Annotated in this window: 14 protein-coding genes; 6 read left to right on the top strand and 8 right to left on the bottom strand. The window is 58.8% G+C overall.

Features of this window, described 5'->3' with window-relative positions; all coding sequences use genetic code 11:
* Nucleotides 1–10: 10 nt before the first annotated feature.
* Together ACI3KQ_RS14700 and ACI3KQ_RS14695 are read right to left on the bottom strand one after the other, a co-directional pair.
* A complete protein-coding gene (locus ACI3KQ_RS14700) occupies nucleotides 11–874 on the bottom strand; it encodes a transketolase family protein (protein ID WP_404958887.1) in 864 nt (287 codons plus the stop codon).
* Nucleotides 867–1,715, bottom strand: coding sequence for a transketolase (locus ACI3KQ_RS14695; RefSeq protein WP_404958885.1), 849 nt, complete (start codon nucleotides 1,713–1,715; stop codon nucleotides 867–869). Before ACI3KQ_RS14695 ends, ACI3KQ_RS14700 begins: the two co-directional genes overlap by 8 nt.
* Before the next feature lie 193 nt (nucleotides 1,716–1,908).
* Between ACI3KQ_RS14695 and ACI3KQ_RS14690 the strand changes: the two genes are divergently transcribed.
* Nucleotides 1,909–2,691 (top strand): class I SAM-dependent methyltransferase, encoded by a 783-nt coding sequence (locus tag ACI3KQ_RS14690; RefSeq protein ID WP_404958883.1) that lies wholly within the window; start codon nucleotides 1,909–1,911, stop codon nucleotides 2,689–2,691.
* 677 nt (nucleotides 2,692–3,368) lie between these two features.
* Here the strand turns inward: ACI3KQ_RS14690 and ACI3KQ_RS14685 are convergent.
* Entirely contained in the window at nucleotides 3,369–4,166 is a 798-nt protein-coding gene (locus ACI3KQ_RS14685; protein WP_404958881.1) for a class I SAM-dependent methyltransferase, read from the bottom strand.
* A 600-nt stretch (nucleotides 4,167–4,766) separates the two neighbouring features.
* Here ACI3KQ_RS14685 and ACI3KQ_RS14680 point away from each other — a divergent pair.
* Complete coding sequence (locus tag ACI3KQ_RS14680; protein WP_404958879.1) at nucleotides 4,767–6,368, top strand: GtrA family protein; 1,602 nt, start codon at nucleotides 4,767–4,769, stop codon at nucleotides 6,366–6,368.
* Here the strand turns inward: ACI3KQ_RS14680 and ACI3KQ_RS14675 are convergent.
* From ACI3KQ_RS14675 to ACI3KQ_RS14665, 3 genes are all read right to left on the bottom strand, one after another.
* A complete protein-coding gene (locus ACI3KQ_RS14675) occupies nucleotides 6,331–6,765 on the bottom strand; it encodes an RES family NAD+ phosphorylase (RefSeq protein WP_404958878.1) in 435 nt (144 codons plus the stop codon). The genes ACI3KQ_RS14680 and ACI3KQ_RS14675 overlap by 38 nt on opposite strands.
* Nucleotides 6,766–6,815: 50 nt before the next feature.
* Nucleotides 6,816–8,357, bottom strand: a complete 1,542-nt coding sequence (locus tag ACI3KQ_RS14670; protein WP_404958876.1) for a tyrosine-type recombinase/integrase — start codon at nucleotides 8,355–8,357, stop codon at nucleotides 6,816–6,818.
* A gap of 287 nt (nucleotides 8,358–8,644) precedes the next feature.
* Nucleotides 8,645–10,114, bottom strand: coding sequence for an NAD-dependent epimerase/dehydratase family protein (locus ACI3KQ_RS14665; RefSeq protein WP_404958874.1), 1,470 nt, complete (start codon nucleotides 10,112–10,114; stop codon nucleotides 8,645–8,647).
* Between the two features lie 118 nt (nucleotides 10,115–10,232).
* Between ACI3KQ_RS14665 and ACI3KQ_RS14660 the strand changes: the two genes are divergently transcribed.
* Nucleotides 10,233–11,954: an FAD-binding protein gene (locus tag ACI3KQ_RS14660; protein WP_404958872.1), complete on the top strand. Its 1,722-nt coding sequence runs from the start codon at nucleotides 10,233–10,235 to the stop codon at nucleotides 11,952–11,954.
* A gap of 236 nt (nucleotides 11,955–12,190) precedes the next feature.
* On the opposite strand, the gene ACI3KQ_RS14655 is transcribed toward ACI3KQ_RS14660, so the two are convergent.
* Together ACI3KQ_RS14655 and ACI3KQ_RS14650 are read right to left on the bottom strand one after the other, a co-directional pair.
* Complete coding sequence (locus ACI3KQ_RS14655) at nucleotides 12,191–13,711, bottom strand: sugar porter family MFS transporter (protein WP_404958870.1); 1,521 nt, start codon at nucleotides 13,709–13,711, stop codon at nucleotides 12,191–12,193.
* A complete protein-coding gene (locus tag ACI3KQ_RS14650; protein WP_404958868.1) occupies nucleotides 13,647–14,705 on the bottom strand; it encodes a LacI family DNA-binding transcriptional regulator in 1,059 nt (352 codons plus the stop codon). Before ACI3KQ_RS14650 ends, ACI3KQ_RS14655 begins: the two co-directional genes overlap by 65 nt.
* A 107-nt stretch (nucleotides 14,706–14,812) precedes the next feature.
* Between ACI3KQ_RS14650 and xylB the strand changes: the two genes are divergently transcribed.
* Genes xylB through ACI3KQ_RS14635 form a run of 3 tightly spaced genes read left to right on the top strand, consistent with a single transcriptional unit; the run spans nucleotide 14,813 to nucleotide 18,457 of the window.
* Complete coding sequence (xylB, locus tag ACI3KQ_RS14645; RefSeq protein ID WP_404958866.1) at nucleotides 14,813–16,255, top strand: xylulokinase; 1,443 nt, start codon at nucleotides 14,813–14,815, stop codon at nucleotides 16,253–16,255.
* A 10-nt stretch (nucleotides 16,256–16,265) separates the two neighbouring features.
* Nucleotides 16,266–17,579, top strand: a complete 1,314-nt coding sequence (xylA, locus tag ACI3KQ_RS14640) for a xylose isomerase (RefSeq protein ID WP_404958864.1) — start codon at nucleotides 16,266–16,268, stop codon at nucleotides 17,577–17,579.
* Entirely contained in the window at nucleotides 17,579–18,457 is an 879-nt protein-coding gene (locus tag ACI3KQ_RS14635; protein WP_404958862.1) for an aldose 1-epimerase, read from the top strand. Before xylA ends, ACI3KQ_RS14635 begins: the two co-directional genes overlap by 1 nt.
* Nucleotides 18,458–18,648: the final 191 nt, after the last annotated feature.

The raw sequence follows: 18,648 nt of genomic DNA, 5'->3' as shown, positions 1-18,648 counted from the left end.
AAAGAAACAGTTATGTTGCGAGCCCGCCGATCCGGTTGAGTGTTGATTGGCTGGCCACCAGGTCACAGATTTCCGACGATAGGGCGATCGGTTGGATGCAAGCGGCGGCAGGCGTGCCTGCGACCGATTCCGTCAGCCAGGAGCCAAAGCCGCCGTCCGCGAGATGATCTTCCAGTGTCGTAATGCGGCTATGCCGCGCGATCTGGGGGGGCTGGTCCGCCTTCGCGGCCATGCTCCAAAGCGGCAGTGACCAGACGGCCCGCCCATCCGCTCGCCCGATCGCCGCGCCGAGCGCTGCACCGGTCGATAGCAGAACTGAACTGTCGTTGCCGTCGCGCACCTTGACCCATCGTCCAGGCGCAATTTCGGGAATACTGTCGTGGAAGCAAGGCTCTCCAGCCTTGCCGAGGCGCAGATAGGAAGGCCCGGGATTATCGATCAGCCAGCGAAGGCACGCCCGGGTCTCCAGCGGGTCGCCTGGCGCAGCGATAGTCATGTTGGGCATGGCGCGCATCAGGGCATAGTCCTGCACAGCATGGTGAGAATAGCCGAGCGCGCCGTAGGATACGCCACCACCGACAGCGACCACGGTCACCGGCAGACGGTGATGATCGACGTCGTTGCGGATCTGCTCGGCGCAGCGGAAGGTCGGGAAGTTGGCGATCGAATAGGTGAAGACGTGATAGCCTTCGCTTGCCATGCCGGCGGCAAGGCCCGTCATATTCTGCTCCGCGACGCCCGCATTGATGAAGCGGTCTGGACATCGGTCGGCGAAGGGTTCGATCACGTTGTAGCCAAGATCGCCGACGATAAGGGCGATATTCTCATGGCTTTCGGCCAGCGTGGTCAACTCATCGATGAAAGCGTCACGCATGGCTATTCTCCCCTTCGATCTCCGCCAGCGCTGCCTCCAGCAGTTCGGGGGTGGGGTTGCGATAATGCCATTCCACTTTGTTCTCCATGAAGCTGACGCCCTTGCCCTTGGTGGTGTGGCAGATCAGCATCATTGGTTTGTTGGCCACCCATGGCGGTCCTTCCAACGCAGTTGTGAGCGCGTCATGATCGTGCCCGTCGACTTCGCGCACAGCCCAGCCAAACGCCTCGAACTTTGAGTGAAGGGGCTCGAGCCGCAGGGTTTCGTCCACCGTCCGCAGGCTCTGCAGCTTGTTGTAGTCGAGGATGCAAATGAGGTTGTCGAGGCCATGATGCGCCGCGAACAGCGCTGCTTCCCAGTTGCTCCCTTCGCCCCATTCCCCGTCGCTGGTAAGGACAACCGTCCGCCACGCCTCTCCCCGGCGTTTGGCCGCCACCGCCTTGCCGGTGCCGAAAGGGAGGCCATGGCCTAGCGCGCCGGTGGAAAACTCGGCGCCCGGCACCTTGTGGCTGATATGCGCCATGAGCATCGATCCGTCCGCGCCATATGTTTCGAGCAGCGCGGGATCGATAAAGCCGGTTTCGGCCAGCGCGGCATAGACAGCGACACAGGCATGACCCTTTGAAAGGATGAAGCGATCGCGTTCGGGATGGCGCGGTGCGCCCGGATGGACGCGCAGGGCTCTGCCATACAGCACCGCCATGATATCGGCGATCGACAGCGCCGATCCGATGTGGGACGCCTTGGCGCGCGTGACCATGCGTAGGGCCTGGCTGCGGATGCGCGCGGCCAGCGGCCTGGTCTCATAGGGCCGTGCTGCAATGACCTGTGTTTGTTTCATGCCCCTAAAGTCCCCCGATATGGTTAACATTTGCTCAACCAACATGCACTAGGCAGATTGCATGAATCACGAACCCACCTTGGCCGCTTTGGCGCGTTTCGCGGGCCAGCTCGCAACCGGGGAAATCTTTCCCTTCGCATGTTTAAGCGGTGAACGTGGTACTAATGAACCGACTTTGTAGGGGATCAATTCTATGCCTCACCTGAAATTTGACGTCACGCCGTCTCACACCCATGCCGACCAGCTATCGATCAAAGGCAATGTCCATCAATTTGACCAGGATGTGGCGCAGGGCGGCTCGTACATATACACCACTGAAAGGCGATCAGCCCGCGCCGCGAATGAGCGTCTTTCCCGCAGCATCTTCGAAGCCTATAACTTCAAGAATAAAGCGGTGCTTGATATTGGTTGCGGTGACGGCGCCTATACAGTGGAATTCGCGGCCTTGGGCGTAAGCAAGGTAGTGGGCGTCGATCCGGCAGCCGGGGCAATCACGGCGGCCAGAGCCAGGGCTTTGGCGAATGGTGTGAGCGAGATCGCGCACTTCGAGGTCGGAAATGTCTACGAACTCGAACCCTATCTGAAAGGCCAGCATTTTGACTGTATAGTTCTGCGTGGAGTACTGCATCATTTGCCCGATCCGGCTCGCGCCATTGCTGGACTATCCGGATTCACCGGTACGGTCCTCATCGTCGAACCAAACGGTAATAACCCAGTGCTCAAGCTATTAGAAAGGTATTCGCGCTATCATATTGATCATGAAGAGCGGTCGTTCTCACCTTCCCTCATTCGCCGATGGTTGCGGGATGCTCAATTCCATATTGAGCAGAGTAGGGTGGTCAATTTAGTTCCGTTCTTTTGCCCCGACTGGGCGGTCGGTCCACTACAATGGATGGAGCTTGCGATTGAGCGCTTACCATTTGTTCGGGCTATCGCATGTGGGCAAAGCGTCATCCTCGCATCCAAGCGCACCTGAGGACCATTGCTGGTTTAACTGGGCGATCAGTTCAGTCGTGCCTCGAGCTTGACCCGATCGGTGCCCGGCCACTTATCGCATGATTAAATGGCCGTTGAACACAGGATGTGTCGCAAAACGAAGTTGCGCTCTGTGTTGTAGAGTCGTGCAATAGTTCATTCGCGCCACCGCGTCGTCTCACAGGCCGTCTTTGCATTCTGCCAAGCGCCAGCGACTTCGCCTACATTGTGATAATCCATTCGCCGGACTTTATGGCAGCTGCAGTCATTGCTATCGCGCGGAAAATTGGGGTGACGACACTCCTGATTGGCTGAAGCGGCGCCTTCATACAGATTTGGAAGGCGCTGGAGCCTTCCCGCCTCTTTTTATTTTTACCCGCCTCATAGGCTACCCAACGGCCGATGGTCGGCAAGTGACATCTGCGATGGCTTAGGGCGTGCGGCGAGGGAAACAATGTGCGCGCTTTGCCAGCGTTTTATACCGTGAGCAGCGTGGCAACGATGTCTTTTTGCCAAGCGTCTTCCATGCTCCCGCGCTGCTATGCTGCGCGAAATCGTGTGTGGACTGGAATCCGACTGCTCGCGACTCACCCGACGCGCACCGAGTGGGGCCGTCGATTCATGTTGGCACCGGCCCTTCTCTAAGAGTGCCAGCTGTCGGCTTTCACCACTCCGCTATCAGGCGGCGTCTGAGAATTCGCCTTTGGGACGAAAGCCCCAGCTCATGAAATTACCGACATTCACGGGGAGCCGCCGACGGTCCAGCCACGAGCCTCGTACCGATCTAGTGAGGATCCGCTTTAGTCCATCCGGCAGCGGCATGAGCCGCAGCCAATAGCTCATCCGATAGCTATTGCAGAAACTCGCGCCACCAACATCGCCATAGCCATGGATTTGGAGGAGCCGTCGCGCGCTCTCCGCCGAAAATAGTTGCATGTGTTCGATATCGACGATGGGAGAACGGCGTCCGAGCAGCCGGTTGAGCAGTCCGCGTCGGTCATGCGTCACGCCGACAAACGCCCCGCCTGGTTTCAACAAACGATACGCCGATGCCACCAGAGCTCCTGGATCTTGAACATGTTCCAGCGTCATGAAGCAGCAGATGAGATCGAAGCTTTCGGGAACGAAAACCTCTTCCTCGAAAATTCCTTCATATATCCATGCTTTTCGGTGTGCTGGCGCCGCCGCGATGGCAGCTTTTGAAGGCTCGACTCCGACTAGCTTCGCGAAGCCGGAATCGGCCAGCCGTTCTAGAAAAGCTGCGGTCCCGGTTCCAATTTCGAGCGCAGCGTCTCGCTCCTTCAGTCGGTCGAGCATCGGCTGCAGTGCACGCGCGTAGGCGTCAGCGGCGTCTTCGGCCTCCTCAGCGCTGTCATAATCAGCTTCGTGATAGCTCGCCGCCAGCGAGGCGGCCGTTGGAGGGCGGTCAACATAGGCGAGATCGCATGCCCGGCAAAGGACCATGGCATGGCTCATATATTCGGGCACTTTGCGTGATGCAAAGCTCGAGGCGCTCACTCGGCTTTCGTCGCGTGTTTCGGGCAGAAAGGGTTCGGCCTGATCGGAGCCCGCTCCGCAAAGGGGGCAGGCTCGCGCAGCGGCGGCGATGGGCTCAAGGTTCATGCAGTCTGCCTAGCGCGTCTTAGTTGAGCGAACCTTAACTATATCAGATGATGTTAGGGCATAGAAGAAGCGCAGCCTTGCGTGAGAGATTGCTGCCGTTCCTTCTGATGTTCTCACGGCGAGAACCGTATTCTGGTCGCAAGATCGTCTATCCCTGGGAGGCAGCGTGAGTGATATGCGGTTGAGTGTAACTCAGCCTCACCGATTTATCACAAAGGTTGGAAGGCTGGCGCTAGCCACGGCAAACACTTCATTCACTGCTTGATCGCCTGTCGCGGTTACTCGCCTGCTATCGTCCGCTCAACGGGGCGGCACAGCGTCGCAACATCTGAAAAAGAAATGAGTTGCGATTGATCGATCTAGCAATGAACGGCATGGAAGCTTCATCAGCATGTTAACGGCCAGTGCATCTTTACAGGATCTAATGGCAATGCTTCATGACAGGGAGGTGGAATGATTGGGTCGGCAGATCATTGGCGTCTGGATCGTTTTTGGAGCCGGGCTAGTGGCACCGTAACGCGCTTCCTGCCTGAGATTGCTCTATGGGCAGCTGCTACACTTACCATTTTCCTTATCTACGATATTCCTATCACGCATGATGTAGTCTGGCAGTTCTGGGTGGCCCGACAGCTGCTGAATGGGGCATCGCTCTATCGCGATATTTGGGAGATCAATCCGCCGCTGTGGTTCTGGTCGGCTGTGCCGATTCATAATCTAGCCGCCTTATTTCACTTACCACCGCTGCGTCTGCTGGTGATTATAGTGGTGGCGGGGGGTGGGATCTCTGCCTTGTTAGTTGGGCATTTGGGGAACTTTACCTCGCCCACGGTACGATTTGCAACGATGATGCTGACCTTCTGGTTGGCCGTCATTACACCTCTTTACGATTTCGGTCAGCGGGAACATCTGGCGCTAATCGGCGCTCTCTCCTATGCCACGTTAGTCGCGCGTCGATCAGTCGGCAAGGCGGTGCCCACTGGGCTGGCATTAATGGTCGGTATGGCGGCCGCCTATGCGTTTGCGCTCAAGCACTATTTTATCGTCATTCCGATCATGCTGGAAGTTTGGCTGATCATTCAGAACCGTCCGCAGTGGCGTGTAGTGCGTCCCGAAACGTTGATGCTCTTTTCCACCGCGCTTCTCTATGCGTTCGCGGTAGTTTTCTTCACGCCTGCTTTTTTCACTCATGCTGTGCCGATGGTGCAAACCGCCTATCACGGTTATCAGTCGTCGTGGGAGATGATGTTTTCTCGCCCCTGGATCGTCATTTGGGCTTATATCGTTGCATTTTTCCTCGTCTATGGAAGAGCATTCGGGAGAAAAGCGAACGCACAGGTGTCGACGCTGCTGATTGTCGCTATTGGGTTTGCTATCGCCTATTTTCTGCAACGGAAGGGTTGGCTTTATCATAGTGTCCCGGTAACGGGAGCCGCCGCCACTGCCGCGGCTGTGCGATTGGGAATGGCAGATATGCGCCGGCCGATCCCGGTCGTTATCGGGTTGGTAATGCTGTCTTTGCCCGTATTACTGCCTTTCAAGACCGGCGCTTATTCCAACTTCTTCCGGGCGGAAATTGACCCGGTGCTCGCCGCTGTGCCGAGGGGGCAACCTGTCTTCATCGCTTCAGCCGATCCGATGTGGGGCTGGCCAACGGTCCAGGATCATGGCTTGGCATGGTCATCGCGCCTTGCTGCCTTTTGGATGATACCGGCGATCGCACATGGGGAGGTCATTGGCCCCAATCCTGCGCCGCTACGCGCGCTGGCGAAGCAAATTCAGAAAGAGGCAGTTTTGGAAGTCCGCTGCTCTGCGCCGGAGCTTGTTATGTTCGAGCGGCGTACCAACTATGTCTATCAGCCGACCACCTTCGACGTTCGCGGCTTTTTCCTTCGCGATGCAGTTCTGCGGACATATTTAGCAACCAATTATCGGGAGCTTGTCCCTACGCAGTCCCTCTATATCTATCGCCGAATTACTCCGGCAGCCCCTGTGCGCACTAGTTCGGAATGCCCGATTGTTACCCAATCCAGGTTACTAGGTCCGGACGGAACTTGACAGGGCGTCCACGTCTTGGCGGATACCTGGTCCGGCCCGCAGCGTTGAGGATTGCTGTATCTATATCTTGGCTGCGGCTATCCGGCGTTGTGCTTAGCGATAAGCGGTCAGCAAAATGCCCTCTTCTCGTAAACTGCGACTGCCCATCCCCCACATAGCACAAGTGCCGCTCTTGACGGTAGTTGGTGAGTAGACGGGGGCGGAAAATCGCCGTGCATTCACCATCAGCGCGTCGTACGCTTTCATATGCCATGCCGTCCGAACCTCGGCTGCGCAGTTCGATGACAAGGGCCCGACTGGCGTCATAGCTGTCGGTGGCATACAGAGAAGAACGCTCCTCCCGTAGATGACGGATATCATGCAGCAGCGCATCGAGGTCGGCCGCATACACGCGCATGCAGGAACGGAGCAGACCGTTTGGTCTGCCCCAAGTCCAGAAGATCTGCCTCAGCTCAGTTTGTTGATGGACTCACGCATGTGGTCCACGCTGACGCTGGAATAGCGCTGAACCATCCGCAGTGACTTCCAACCGCCCATGTTCATGATCGTGATGAGGTCAATGCCCGCCATCACGCAGTGGGATGCCCAGTGGTGCCGCCAGTCATGGACCGTGAAATCCTCGATCCCCGCGCGTTTGCAGGCGGTCGCATGCTGGTTCTTGATCGGATTGCCGCCGGGAATGTTCGACTTGCGCGTGTCCGAATAAGGTTTGCCAAACCGATTAAGGAAGACGTGGCCCTTTGTCGGCTGTCCTCGTTTTTCCCAGATCGGCCGAAGCACATCGAACAGGCGAGGATGCATCGGCACGGACTTGATGACGGCGTTCTTGCTGTGATTGAGCCGGATCGATCTTTCCTTCATGTCGATCCCATCGACGCCCCAGGGTATCTGCAAGGCCGTCTGAATCCGCGGACCCTGGAACGCCAGCATGATGATAATTGGTTGGATATGAGGTGAATAGGCTGCGATGAGCCGATCGCGGTCTTCCTTGCTGAGGAAGCGCACCCGCTCATTGTTGAACGGGATTGCCTTGATCCGCAGCGGCGGAAGGTCGTGCAGTTCGTAATGGACATTGATCGCCGCCTGAAACACCGAGCGATAGCGATCCTGACCGCCCGGATCATGGCCGGTCAGGTAAGCGCGGCGGAAATGCTCCCATGCCTGTTTGGGTTCACGCAGGCTGAAGTCGCCGATGAGGCCGTTGAGCTTGCCGATGCGCAGGATGTCAGACGCGCAAGGAGGCTTGGCCTTTGAAAGATAGCTATCGAAGGCGTCGGCGATGGTTCCTTGAGCGACGAGCGCAGCGGGACCGAACATGAGCTGGTGGCGCAGCTTCGTTTCATGTTCCGCCATTAGATGGGCCGCCGCATCACGATCGGTCGTTCTCAGGCTGAACTCTTGGACCTCGATATGCTTGTCGCCAAGCGAGACCGAACCTCGAATATAGTAGATGCCTTTCTTCCCACGGGTACGGATTGAAAGCATGTGATCTTTTCCAGTCGCATGTGATTTTGCGCCTCCGACCCGCGGATTTATCTTCATTCCTGAAGGTGGGGCACGCCATGTTTTGTGAAGGTCCGGCACATTCCGGTGCACGCTTGGCGTCGCCATGTTGCGCTGAGAAAGAGTGCTAGGAGACCTTGAAGGGGCTTGTGCGTGTTTTGGGGGAGCGCGGGCTCTATGGGCACCGAAGACAGCGTTTCGTCTTTTGCCTGCAGGTGAGATTGCCTGCTTTGCGGCAACACAGAACCGTTTCGTCGTCGCAATGTGCCTGTCATGCGCAACTATCGAAACGAGCTTTCCGTCGATTGTCGAAGAGGCATCATGAGGCTCTGCGCAAGCGGGTCTGCGATGCACGAACGAATCGGGATTTGGCTGGGTTCGCCCGGCATTTCCGTGCCCAAAATTTGCCCAAACAGGGTGCAATTTGCCCAGAATTTGCCCAGAAAAGTCGTGGGCATGACAGGGCTTGACGCCTCCGTCAGGCAAACAAAAACCCCGTCAAACCGTTGATTTGACGGGGTTTTCGATGGTGGGCGTGGCAAGGATTGAACTTGCGACCCCTGCGATGGCAACGCCATTGCCGGTGCCAAGCGGACTTATATTTCAAGTTGGCCAGGACGGAATCCACAGCGGCCAGTTGATGGTCAGTGATCCTGCCTTACGAGAAGCCCTTTATGCCCTTCAACATGAGGTCGCGGGCGCGGCGCTGGCGAGTTCGGGGGTGCGCGCAGCCGCTGCCGCGCGCATAAAGACCAGGTTCTTCAAGAAATTCTTCAGTTCACAGGGTTCGGTGCGCCGCTGGTCGATGTCTGGGCGGATGGCCCTGGCCAAACCTGCGCAAAGAAGGGATTTGACGCGGCGACCTGCGGATAGCTTTCGATATCGGTCTGGCAGGTGGGGCACCAATGGCCGCCCGCCAGATAAAGGTTGGGCGACATAGAGAAACGATGACCGAGGCTGCATTCCCATTCCACGGGTGTGAAGGGGTCATCGACCGCATCCGCATGGCATTTTCCGCCACGGAAACCGGCGGCGGTGCGCAGGTCATCTGCAGTCCACTCACCCTTCGGCTTGGCGTCATCATAGCCATGGGCGAGTGCGACCGGTTCGCGCGAAGGCTGCGCCAGGGGGAAGTCGTCCCAGCTGCTTGGGATGCGATCCCACTCCTCCCGTGATCCAAAATAGGCGTCGATATGCTCCACATCATTGGTCCGCAGCCAGGTAAGGGGACCACCGGGACCTTCCGCGACCTTAAGGATCTGTTTGCGGGCGAGTCCTGGGAAGAAGCGCATGATAGTGCGCAAAGCCCAGGGTATGCGGCGCGACAACTCGGCGAAAAAATCGTCGATTGAAAAGCGACGATAGGGGACGAGTTCCTGCAAACGGTCGGAATCGAGATACCATTGCCCGTGGAAGTTGCGCGTCGCGAGCCATTTGGGGTCGAGGATTCGGCGGAAGTCGCTGACGCCCATCGCGGCCATCATCCTGACCATCAATTGATGATTGACGAGCCGCCCGGTTTCACCACCGCCTATATTGTAGAAATGGCGCCAGAAATGATCTGGGATGCGGTCGCCGCACAGCATAGCCATCAGATGTGCGGAATCCTCGACGGTCGACCATTCCATTACGCCATTTGGAGGATTGTGGAACATGATCGGCCCTTGCGTCTTCCACATGTCGTAATGGGCCATGCCGGTCTGGCGGATCGAAACCCAGTGCGTCAGGCCTGATTCCGCGACGATTGCCTCCGCCCGCGCCTTAGTCCCGGCATAATGTCCATTATAGCCGATGCAGATGGGGTCGCCCGTTCGGCCCCAATGGTTGGGAGGATTGCGGCTGCCGGTCTCCGCCACCGTGCCGATATAGACAAGGCGGATCTGATCGGCGTGGGGCTGGCGTCGGATGGCATCCACGACATTCTGCGTGCCGCCGACATTTACCTTTTCAACGAGAGCAGGGGGAAGTTCATCGGCAAGCGGAGAAACCAGCGCGCCCATGTGCAGGACGACGTCTACGCCCGCGACGGCACGATCTACCGATACGGGGTCGGTGAGGTCGCCCCATGCGTAATCGATATTGTGCTGCTTTTGCAGGCGGCGAATGACGGGATGAGATTTTTCTTCCGGGCGCACGAGGACCCGGACCGTCATGCCGGGCGTCTGCAATAGTTCGTCAACAACGGCTCTGCCCATATTGCCTGTCGCGCCCGTCACCAGGACAAGCTTTCCGGTTCCTGCCACCTTCGTTCCTTTTGCCGTTCTTCTGGATAGGGGCCGCTTAGGTCATTTAACTGCGCACGCCAATTGAAATGTACATTGATGTCCATTTATAGCGTGCCGCAGACTCAGGAGACAATTTATGACCAGCCCGCACAGCGAACCTCGTCCTGGCGACCCTCATTGGTATAGCGAGGTGCAAGCGCCGCTCATCATCGAGGATGCTGACGCATTCGCTTGGGATGGCGCAGAAGACGTGGTCATCGTTGGCTATGGCGGCGCTGGCGTTGCGGCAGCGCTCCAGGCGCGGGAGGAAGGGCTTTCCGTGATCGCCATCGACCGTGCCGACGGGGGAGGGGCGACGCGCATCAACGGAGGCATCTTTTACGGAGGCGGCGGCACCCCTGCGCAGCTCGAAGCTGGCATCGAGGACAGCGTAGAGGATATGTTCAACTATCTTCGCTTGGAAACCCAAGGGGTTGTCAGCGACGACACGCTGCGGCGTTTCTGCCAGGAAAGCGCGGAAACGGCAGGCTGGCTCGCCGGGCACGGTGTCCGCTTTGAAGGGCGGGTCTACGAAAAGAAGACCAGCTATCCCCACACCGACTATTCCCTCTATCATTCCGACAACAGCCTTGCGCCCAACTACAAGGCCGTGGCGAAACCTGCCGCGAGAGGCCATCGCGCGCTGGTCGATAAACTGGATGCGCCTATGGGCTACGGTAAGGGCCTTTATGACCCGTTGAGGGAATCGGCGCAGCGCGCCGGCGTCAAATCCCTGTCTTCGACAAGGGTCAAACAGCTCGTCATGGATGGCGATGGACGCGTGGTGGGCGTGGTCGCGGTTCAGGTGGAGCGCGATACGGCAGAAGGCAAGCGTTATGACGCCTTGATGCGCCGCGCAACCGCGATGGTGCTTCGCTTGCCGCCGTCCATGCCTGGGGCTGCGATCATCGCTCGCCTGGCTTCACGCCTGTTCAGCAAGGCCCAGGAAGTGGAGCGGCAGGCGGGCGCGACGCGCATGATCCGCGCACGGCGGGGCGTATGCCTCGCGGCGGGCGGCTTCATTTTCAACCGGCAGATGGTCGCGCATTATGCGCCCAAATATTTGAAAGGCATGCCGCTTGGTACGCCAGGGGATGATGGCAGCGGTATTCGCTTGGGTCAAAGCGCGGGGGGCGTTGTCTCCCGCCTGAACCATGTCAGTGCTTGGCGTTTCATCAATCCGCCCATGGCGTGGGCGCAAGGCATGATCGTCAACCGACAAGGCCGACGATATGTCAATGAGATGCTCTATGGCGCATCGATCGGCATGCCGATGGTCGAGGATCATCAGGGCGTGTGCTGGATCATCCTTGACGATGAAGGCTATCGGCGGGCGAAGCTCCAGTCGAAAAGCAAGGCAATCTTACCCTTTCAACGTTACCCTGCGCTGGCCGCCATGCTTTTGGGATCGAAAAAGGCGGGCTCGGTCAAAAGCCTCGCCGAAAAGTGCGGGATCGCGCCGGACGGACTTGAGGCGGCGGTGGCGGATTATAATCAGCTTGCGGACAATGGCGCCGGCGATCCATTCGGCAAGGCATCGGAGGACATCGCCCCGATCGTGAAAGCGCCTTTCCACGCCATCAACATGTCTATCGACGCGAAATTGGGATTCCTGCCTGTCCTGACGCTCGGAGGCCTGCAAGTGCAGGAGGAAAGCGGTGCGGTCCTGGACCAAGAGGGTGAGCCCATTCGCGGACTTTACGCAGCCGGCCGGAATGCAGTCGGCATATGCTCCAACATCTATGTGAGCGGCTTGTCCGTTGCCGATTGTATCTTCTCTGGACGGCGCGCTGCGCGGTCCCTGGCAACGCCCAACTGAGCAGCCGGTAGGTCATACAGATCAAAGACAGAACGAGACTCTCTCGCTGCGTCGGTGCTGCGCCCTGGGTCGAGCTGCACGGCGGCCCAGGGCGTATTGCCAACGGTCGTCGCGCCAGGCCCGCGACCGAAGTGTAAATCTACAGTCGAGCATATTTGTCAGCAGATCGTGTGATGAGTTGTGGTGGTGGCGCCCGTCATCAATAGGGGCGCCACCCGCAGGCCTTGGAAAAACCGCTAACCCTGCATAGCTTCGAGTTCCAGCCCCTTCGTTTCCCGAACCGTCATCACAACGAACAGCAGCGACAGCAGGGCAAAGGCAGTGTAGGCGCCATAGGTGACGGGCAAGCCGATATTCTTCGCCAGCCAGGGGAAGCTTGAACTTACGAGGAAGTTTGCGAGCCACTGTGCCGCACCTGCCACCGCAAGCGCAGAACCTCGCATCTGGTTCGGGAACATTTCCCCGAGCATGACCCACATTACGGGGCCCCAGCTGAGGTTGAAGAATATGACATAGATGTTGGCGGCGAGGAGGGCGACAAGGCCCAGCCCCTCAGGCAGCCGGAGCACCCCGTCGATAATCGTCGCATTACTGAAGCACCATGCCAATGTTCCAAGCGTCACCGTCATGCCCGCAGAGCCGATCAGAAGCAGCGGCCGACGCCCGATCCGGTCGATGAGCAGGATCGAGATCAGGCAGGCCAAGATCGATACGGCGCCTGAAAGGATGTTGATCTTCAGCGCGTCGCTCTCTGTAAAGCCCACCGCCTGCCACAGCACCGCGCCATAGTAGAAGACGACGTTGATGCCGACGAGTTGCTGGAACACGGCAAGGCCAATGCCAACCCAGACAATTTTCCGCCAACCGCCGCCGGGCTTACGGATATCTGCAAGACTCGGTTGGTGGTCATGGGAAAGCGATGCGCCGATCTCATCCATCTTGGCAGCCGCCGCTTGGGGGCCGATAAGGCGATCAAGCACCAGCCTTGCTTGTTGCAGCCGTCCCTTGGCAATCAGGAAGCGCGGACTTTCCGGGATGCCGAACAAGGCGACCAGGAACAAAAGGGCGGGGAGCGCCTGAACCCAGAACATCCATCGCCATGCTGGCTGTCCGGCCCATGCGGTGCCTAGTGACGATCCAGCTATGTCTGCGAGATAGTAGTTGGCGAGAAATGCGCCCGTCAGCCCCGATATGATCATCACTTGCTGGATGCTCGAAAGCCTTCCACGAATATGTGCGGGAGTCACCTCACTGATATAGGCGGGTGAAAGGACACTCGCCGCGCCGACCGCCATTCCGGCGAAAAACCGGGCAATTCCCAGGACCGTTGCGCTGAATGCGCCCCCGGACGCAGCCGCGCTGATGATGAAAAGGATCGCCGCCACGATCATGACGGAGCGGCGCCCCCAAATATCGGCGAAACGACCGGCGAGGAAAGCGCCCAAAGCGCACCCTGGAAGCAGGGCGCTGACGGTCAGCCCCAGTTGGGCCTCGTTGAGACCGAATGTGTGCCGAAGCCCTTCCTGCGTGCCGTTGATGGCCCCCGAATCATATCCGAACATGAATCCGCCGATCGTCGCTACGGCGACTATTCGACCGATCAACGCCAGATTGACGCGCTCTTGCGCAGCCCCATGCATAGCTGAACCCCTCCTAATTGTGAGCGCTACCATGGCGAACTTGGCGGTGCCGTCAAGTCTCTCCCTGTAGCGCTGCGTCCGATCCTCGTATGACAAGCTCGAAATCCAGTCTGACATGCTCTGGCTGAGCGCTTGCGAGAGGCTGCTTGGACCGGACAGCGCGAGCAAGCAGGTCGATGGCGAGGCTCGCCATCGCCGAAATGGGTTGCCGCACCGTGGTTAATTCGGGCCAAATGGTCGTGGCGATTGCTGTATCGTCAAACCCGCAAACCGTGAGGTCGCGCGGTACGTCCAATCCGCGTTGATGCGCGGCGCTGATGAGACCAGCCGCCATATCGTCATTCGCAGCGAAAATCGCGCTGGGCGGTGATGGCTGGTCGAGCAGGGATGACGCGGCTATCAGGCCGCCGCGATAGGTAAAATTGCCTTGTGCGATCAGTTCCTCTTCCGGCGCGATACCCGCCAGAAGCAAGGCGCGTTCATAGCCCTTCCGTCGCAGGTGGCTGGCGGTCTGGTTGGGGTCGCCTGCAGCAAAGCCTATCCGGCGGTGACCGCGGGCAAGAATATGCTGTGTCATAGCGAAAGCAGCTTCCTCATCATCTATCAGGACGGCGTGAGAGGAAGGCGCGGGTTGTCCTGAGGCCACTTGGGCCACGGCGAGGCCGCTTTTCTTGAGGGCGCTCAGCAATTCGCTGTCATTGCAAAGAGGTGGCGGCAACAGGACCGCGTCGACGCGCTGGGCAGCCAGCCGGGCAGCAAGATTCGTGGGCGGTTCCTCTGGATCATGCTCATCGACGATCAGTTCTGCTTCATTCTCCCGTGCTGAATGGAGGCTACCGAGGAGAAATTCGCTTAAATAGGCCGCGCTGGGATTGCGGTAGAGCAGGACGATGCGGCATTGCTTCCCACCAGCAAGGGAGCGGGCTGCTGCGTTTGGCACATAGCCGATGGCTGATATCGTTTCTTCGACCTTTTTGCGGGTCGTTTCCCTCACGCGCTGATCGCGGTTGATAACGCGGGAAACCGTCATCGGGGACACTTCAGCAACCCGCGCCACATCGGCAACGGTCGGCCCTTCGGTTCTCCTGCGCAAATTTTTTCTAGCGGCCATGGTCTGTTCCCCTTGGTCTTACCGACTATTCGGCCAGAGAAGGTTGAGCAAGCCTCTTGCGCAACGCGTCATGGTAGCGCTACCTAAAGGCGGGAGGATGGAGCTGGATGTTTCTCGGCATAGATATCGGAACGTCAGGGGTTAAGGCGGTCATCGTTGCGGAGAGCGGAGCAGTCATGGCTGCCGGAACCGCCCCGTTAGGCGTTTCCCGCCCCTTTCCGGGTTGGTCAGAGCAGGATCCCGATCATTGGTGGCAGGCGACCGAGGACGCTGTTCTCGCGCTTCCCGAAGATCTCCGGGCGCGGGTGCAAGGGGTGGGCCTTGCTGGGCAGATGCACGGCGCCACCCTGCTAGGCGCAGATCATCGTCCGCTGAGGCCAGCCATTCTCTGGAATGATGGTCGTAGTTCAGACGCATGCCGCCAACTTGAGCAACGGGTTCCTGAATCGCGCTCCATCACAGGCAACCTTGCCATGCCTGGGTTCACCGCACCCAAATTGCTGTGGGTGACGGAGCATGAACCTGAGATCTTCGAACGCGTCGATAAAATTTTGTTGCCCAAGGATTATGTGCGCCTTTGCATGACCGGCGACATGGCGTCTGACCTGTCCGATAGCGCCGGAACATTGTGGCTGGATGTGGCGGCGCGAGACTGGAGCGAGGTCATGCTTGGAGCCACCGGTCTTTCGAGAAATCACATGCCTCCGCTGTTCGAGGGCAATGCCGTTACGGGCGTGTTGCGGCACGAGGTCGCGGCGCAGTGGGGCATGGCGAGGGTGCCGGTGGCTGCTGGCGGCGGTGATAATGCTGCGGGCGCTGTCGGCATCGGTGTCGTCAACGAAGGCGATGCGCTGCTGTCGCTCGGCACGTCTGGCGTGATTTTTGTGGCGACGCGGGCTTTTCGCCCTAACCCTGAACGTGCGGTGCACGCCTTTTGCCACTGCCTTCCCGATATGTGGCACCAGATGAGCGTGCATCTGTCTGCGGCCTCCTGCATCGACTGGGGGGTCAAGGCAACCGGAGCGGATGACCCGGCCGGATTCTTTGCCCTTGCCGAAGCGGCAGGCGCGGGAGTGGGACCTGAGATATTCCTTCCCTACCTTTCCGGCGAGCGCACGCCACATAATGATCCGCATGTGCGTGCCGCTGTGCTGGGTATCGACAACGAAACGGACAGAGGACGTATCGCAGCGGCTGTCCTGGAAGGCGTCGCATTCGCTCATGCGGATGGCATCGCCGTGCTGCGCGACGCCGGTACTGAAATCCAACAGCTTTCGGTGATCGGCGGGGGCGCGCGATCCCGATATTGGGGCACGATCATCGCCGCTGCACTGAATGTGCGCCTTGCTTACCTGGAGGGTGGGGAGGTGGGCCCCGCACTCGGCGCTGCGAAGCTCGCCCTCATGGCTGTGACTGGAGCCAGCGCGGCTGAAGCCTGTGTCCGGCCCCCCATTTCTCACATCATAGAGCCCGACGCCGCGCTAGCCGATCGCCTTGCGCCGCGGCTCGCCCGTTTTCGGGCCGCCTATTCCGCCGTTCAATCACTTTAAGGAGAAATCCGTGACCGCCAGCTATTTCGCTGAATTCCCGACCATCGCCTACGAAGGGCCGGAAAGTAATAACGACCTCGCCTATCGCTGGTACGACAAGGACAAGGTCATCTTGGGCAAGCGCATGGAAGAGCATCTGCGCTTTGCGGTCTGCTTCTGGCATAGCTTCTGCTGGCCGGGCAGCGATGTGTTCGGCGCCGGCACCTTCCGTCGCCCCTGGCATGCAGGCGCAAACGATGCGGCGGCGGCGCGTGCCAAGCGGGAGGCTGCGCTGTCCTTCGTCGAGAAGCTGGACGTGCCCTTCTACTGCTTCCACGACGTCGACGTCATGGCCGATGCCGACACCATCGGTGCGTTCCGCAAGAGCTTTGCCGAGGCGGTTGATCATCTGGAGGAGTTGCAGGACAGGCATGGCCGCAAGCTGCTGTGGGGGACGGCCAACCTGTTCAGCCATCCGCGCTACATGGCGGGCGCTGCAACCAATCCCGATCCGGAAGTCTATGCGTGGGCTGCGAGTCAGGTTCGTGATGCCCTTGACGCGACGCACCGGCTGGGCGGGGCAAATTATGTGCTGTGGGGCGGTCGCGAAGGCTATGACACGATCCTCAACACTGAAATTGGAATCGAGCAGGAGAATTTCGGCCGCTTCCTCAACCTCGTCGTCGATCACAAGCATCGTATCGGGTTTACCGGAACGATCCTGATCGAGCCGAAGCCGCATGAGCCAACCAAGCACCAATATGACTTCGATACCCAGACTGTTTACGGCTTCCTGAAGCGTTTCGGCCTGGAAAACGAGGTGCGCGTAAACATCGAGGCGAACCACGCCACTCTGTCGGGCCACACGTTCGAGCATGAGATCGCCATGGCGAGGGCGCTGGGCATATTTGGATCGATCGATGCTAACCGCGGCGATCATCAGAATGGTTGGGATACCGACCAGTTCCCCAACTCGGTCGAGGAGTTGACGCTGGCCATGCTGGAAATCATCCGGGCAGGCGGCTTCAGTGACGGCGGCTTTAATTTCGACGCGAAGGTCCGGCGGCAGAGCGTAGATGCGATCGATCTGTTCCATGGTCATATCGGCGGGATCGACACGGTTGCGCATGCTCTCGTAAAGGCAGCGGCAATCATCGAGGATGGACGCGTCGATGCATTCCGTACTGAGCGCTATGCGGGATGGCAGGGCGAACTCGGCCAGCATATCCGGTCGAGCGAGGGAACCCTGAATTCAATCGCGGACATCGCGATTGAGCGCGACCTTGTGCCTCAGCCGCGCTCCGGCCGCCAGGAGTGGCTGGAGAATATGGTGAATCGCTTCTGATGGAACTGGCTGCAGGCGAATATCGGCTGCTGCTGGCGCCGGAGCGAGGTGGTTCGATCATGGCGTTTGATTGGCAGGGCGAAGCGTTGTTTCGCCCTGTCTGCGGCCCGTCCATATTGGATGTCGCTTGCTTTCCGCTCGTGCCCTTTTCGAATAGGATAGCCTTTGGCCGCTTTCGAGCGAATGGGCAGGACGTGCAGCTCGCTCCCAATTTTCCAGGGTCCGATCATCCTCATACGCTGCATGGGTTTGGCTGGCTGTCACCTTGGACAATCCAGTCATATGACGCCAACGTCGCGATCATCGAACATCTCCGTTCCGCCGAAGACTGGCCATGGAGCTATCATGCCGAACAGAAGTTCGAGCTGGCTGAGGATGGGCTTACCGTTACCCTGTCGGTGACCAACCTGAGCGACGGTTTGATGCCGACCGGGCTGGGACTTCATCCCTATTTGCCGAGCGCTGACGCTGTCTACCATGGCTTGCATCGGGGGGAGTGGCAGAATGATGACGACTGCCTTCCACGCATACATGATGTCAGGGATTGTGCGGTCGATTGGTGGCAGGGCGGCGATGTATCAATGCGTGAGGTCGATACCGTCTATACCGATCGTGAAGGGCCGCTCTCGATCTTCTGGCCGTCGCGCAATTTGTCACTTGAGATCAGTCCCGTAGAGGCGCTTCCGCACACGGTCATATATACGCCCGGCGACCAGAATTTTTTCTGTGTCGAGCCGGTCAGTCATCCTACCAACGCGCTCAATTCCGTACCATCCAGCATGAAATGGCTGGCCCCCGGTCAAAGCTTTGCAGTGGCCATTTCATTCAACGCCGCGCGGACCGATACCTTTAACGAGAGACCTGCTCCTTCGCCGTAATCGCGAAGCTTAAGCCCCAGGCCCGCGTCAGAAAAAAGACCCTTGGCAGTTTATTTTTTGATCAGCTGGCGAAGGACTGGCAGGTTATAATGTAACGAACCCGTTTACTTATTGTTTTGTGATGTGGTAAAGACGTAAGGATAGCGATCCGCAGCTATATGGCGATGGATCGGCGACATATTTGACGGAGG

Origin of the sequence: Sphingobium sp. ZW T5_29 (assembly GCF_044987515.1) — a bacterium.
Taxonomy (GTDB): domain Bacteria; phylum Pseudomonadota; class Alphaproteobacteria; order Sphingomonadales; family Sphingomonadaceae; genus Sphingobium.
The sequence above is the reverse complement of the archived record's forward strand: the minus strand, read 5'-3'. Positions and strand labels throughout refer to the sequence as shown.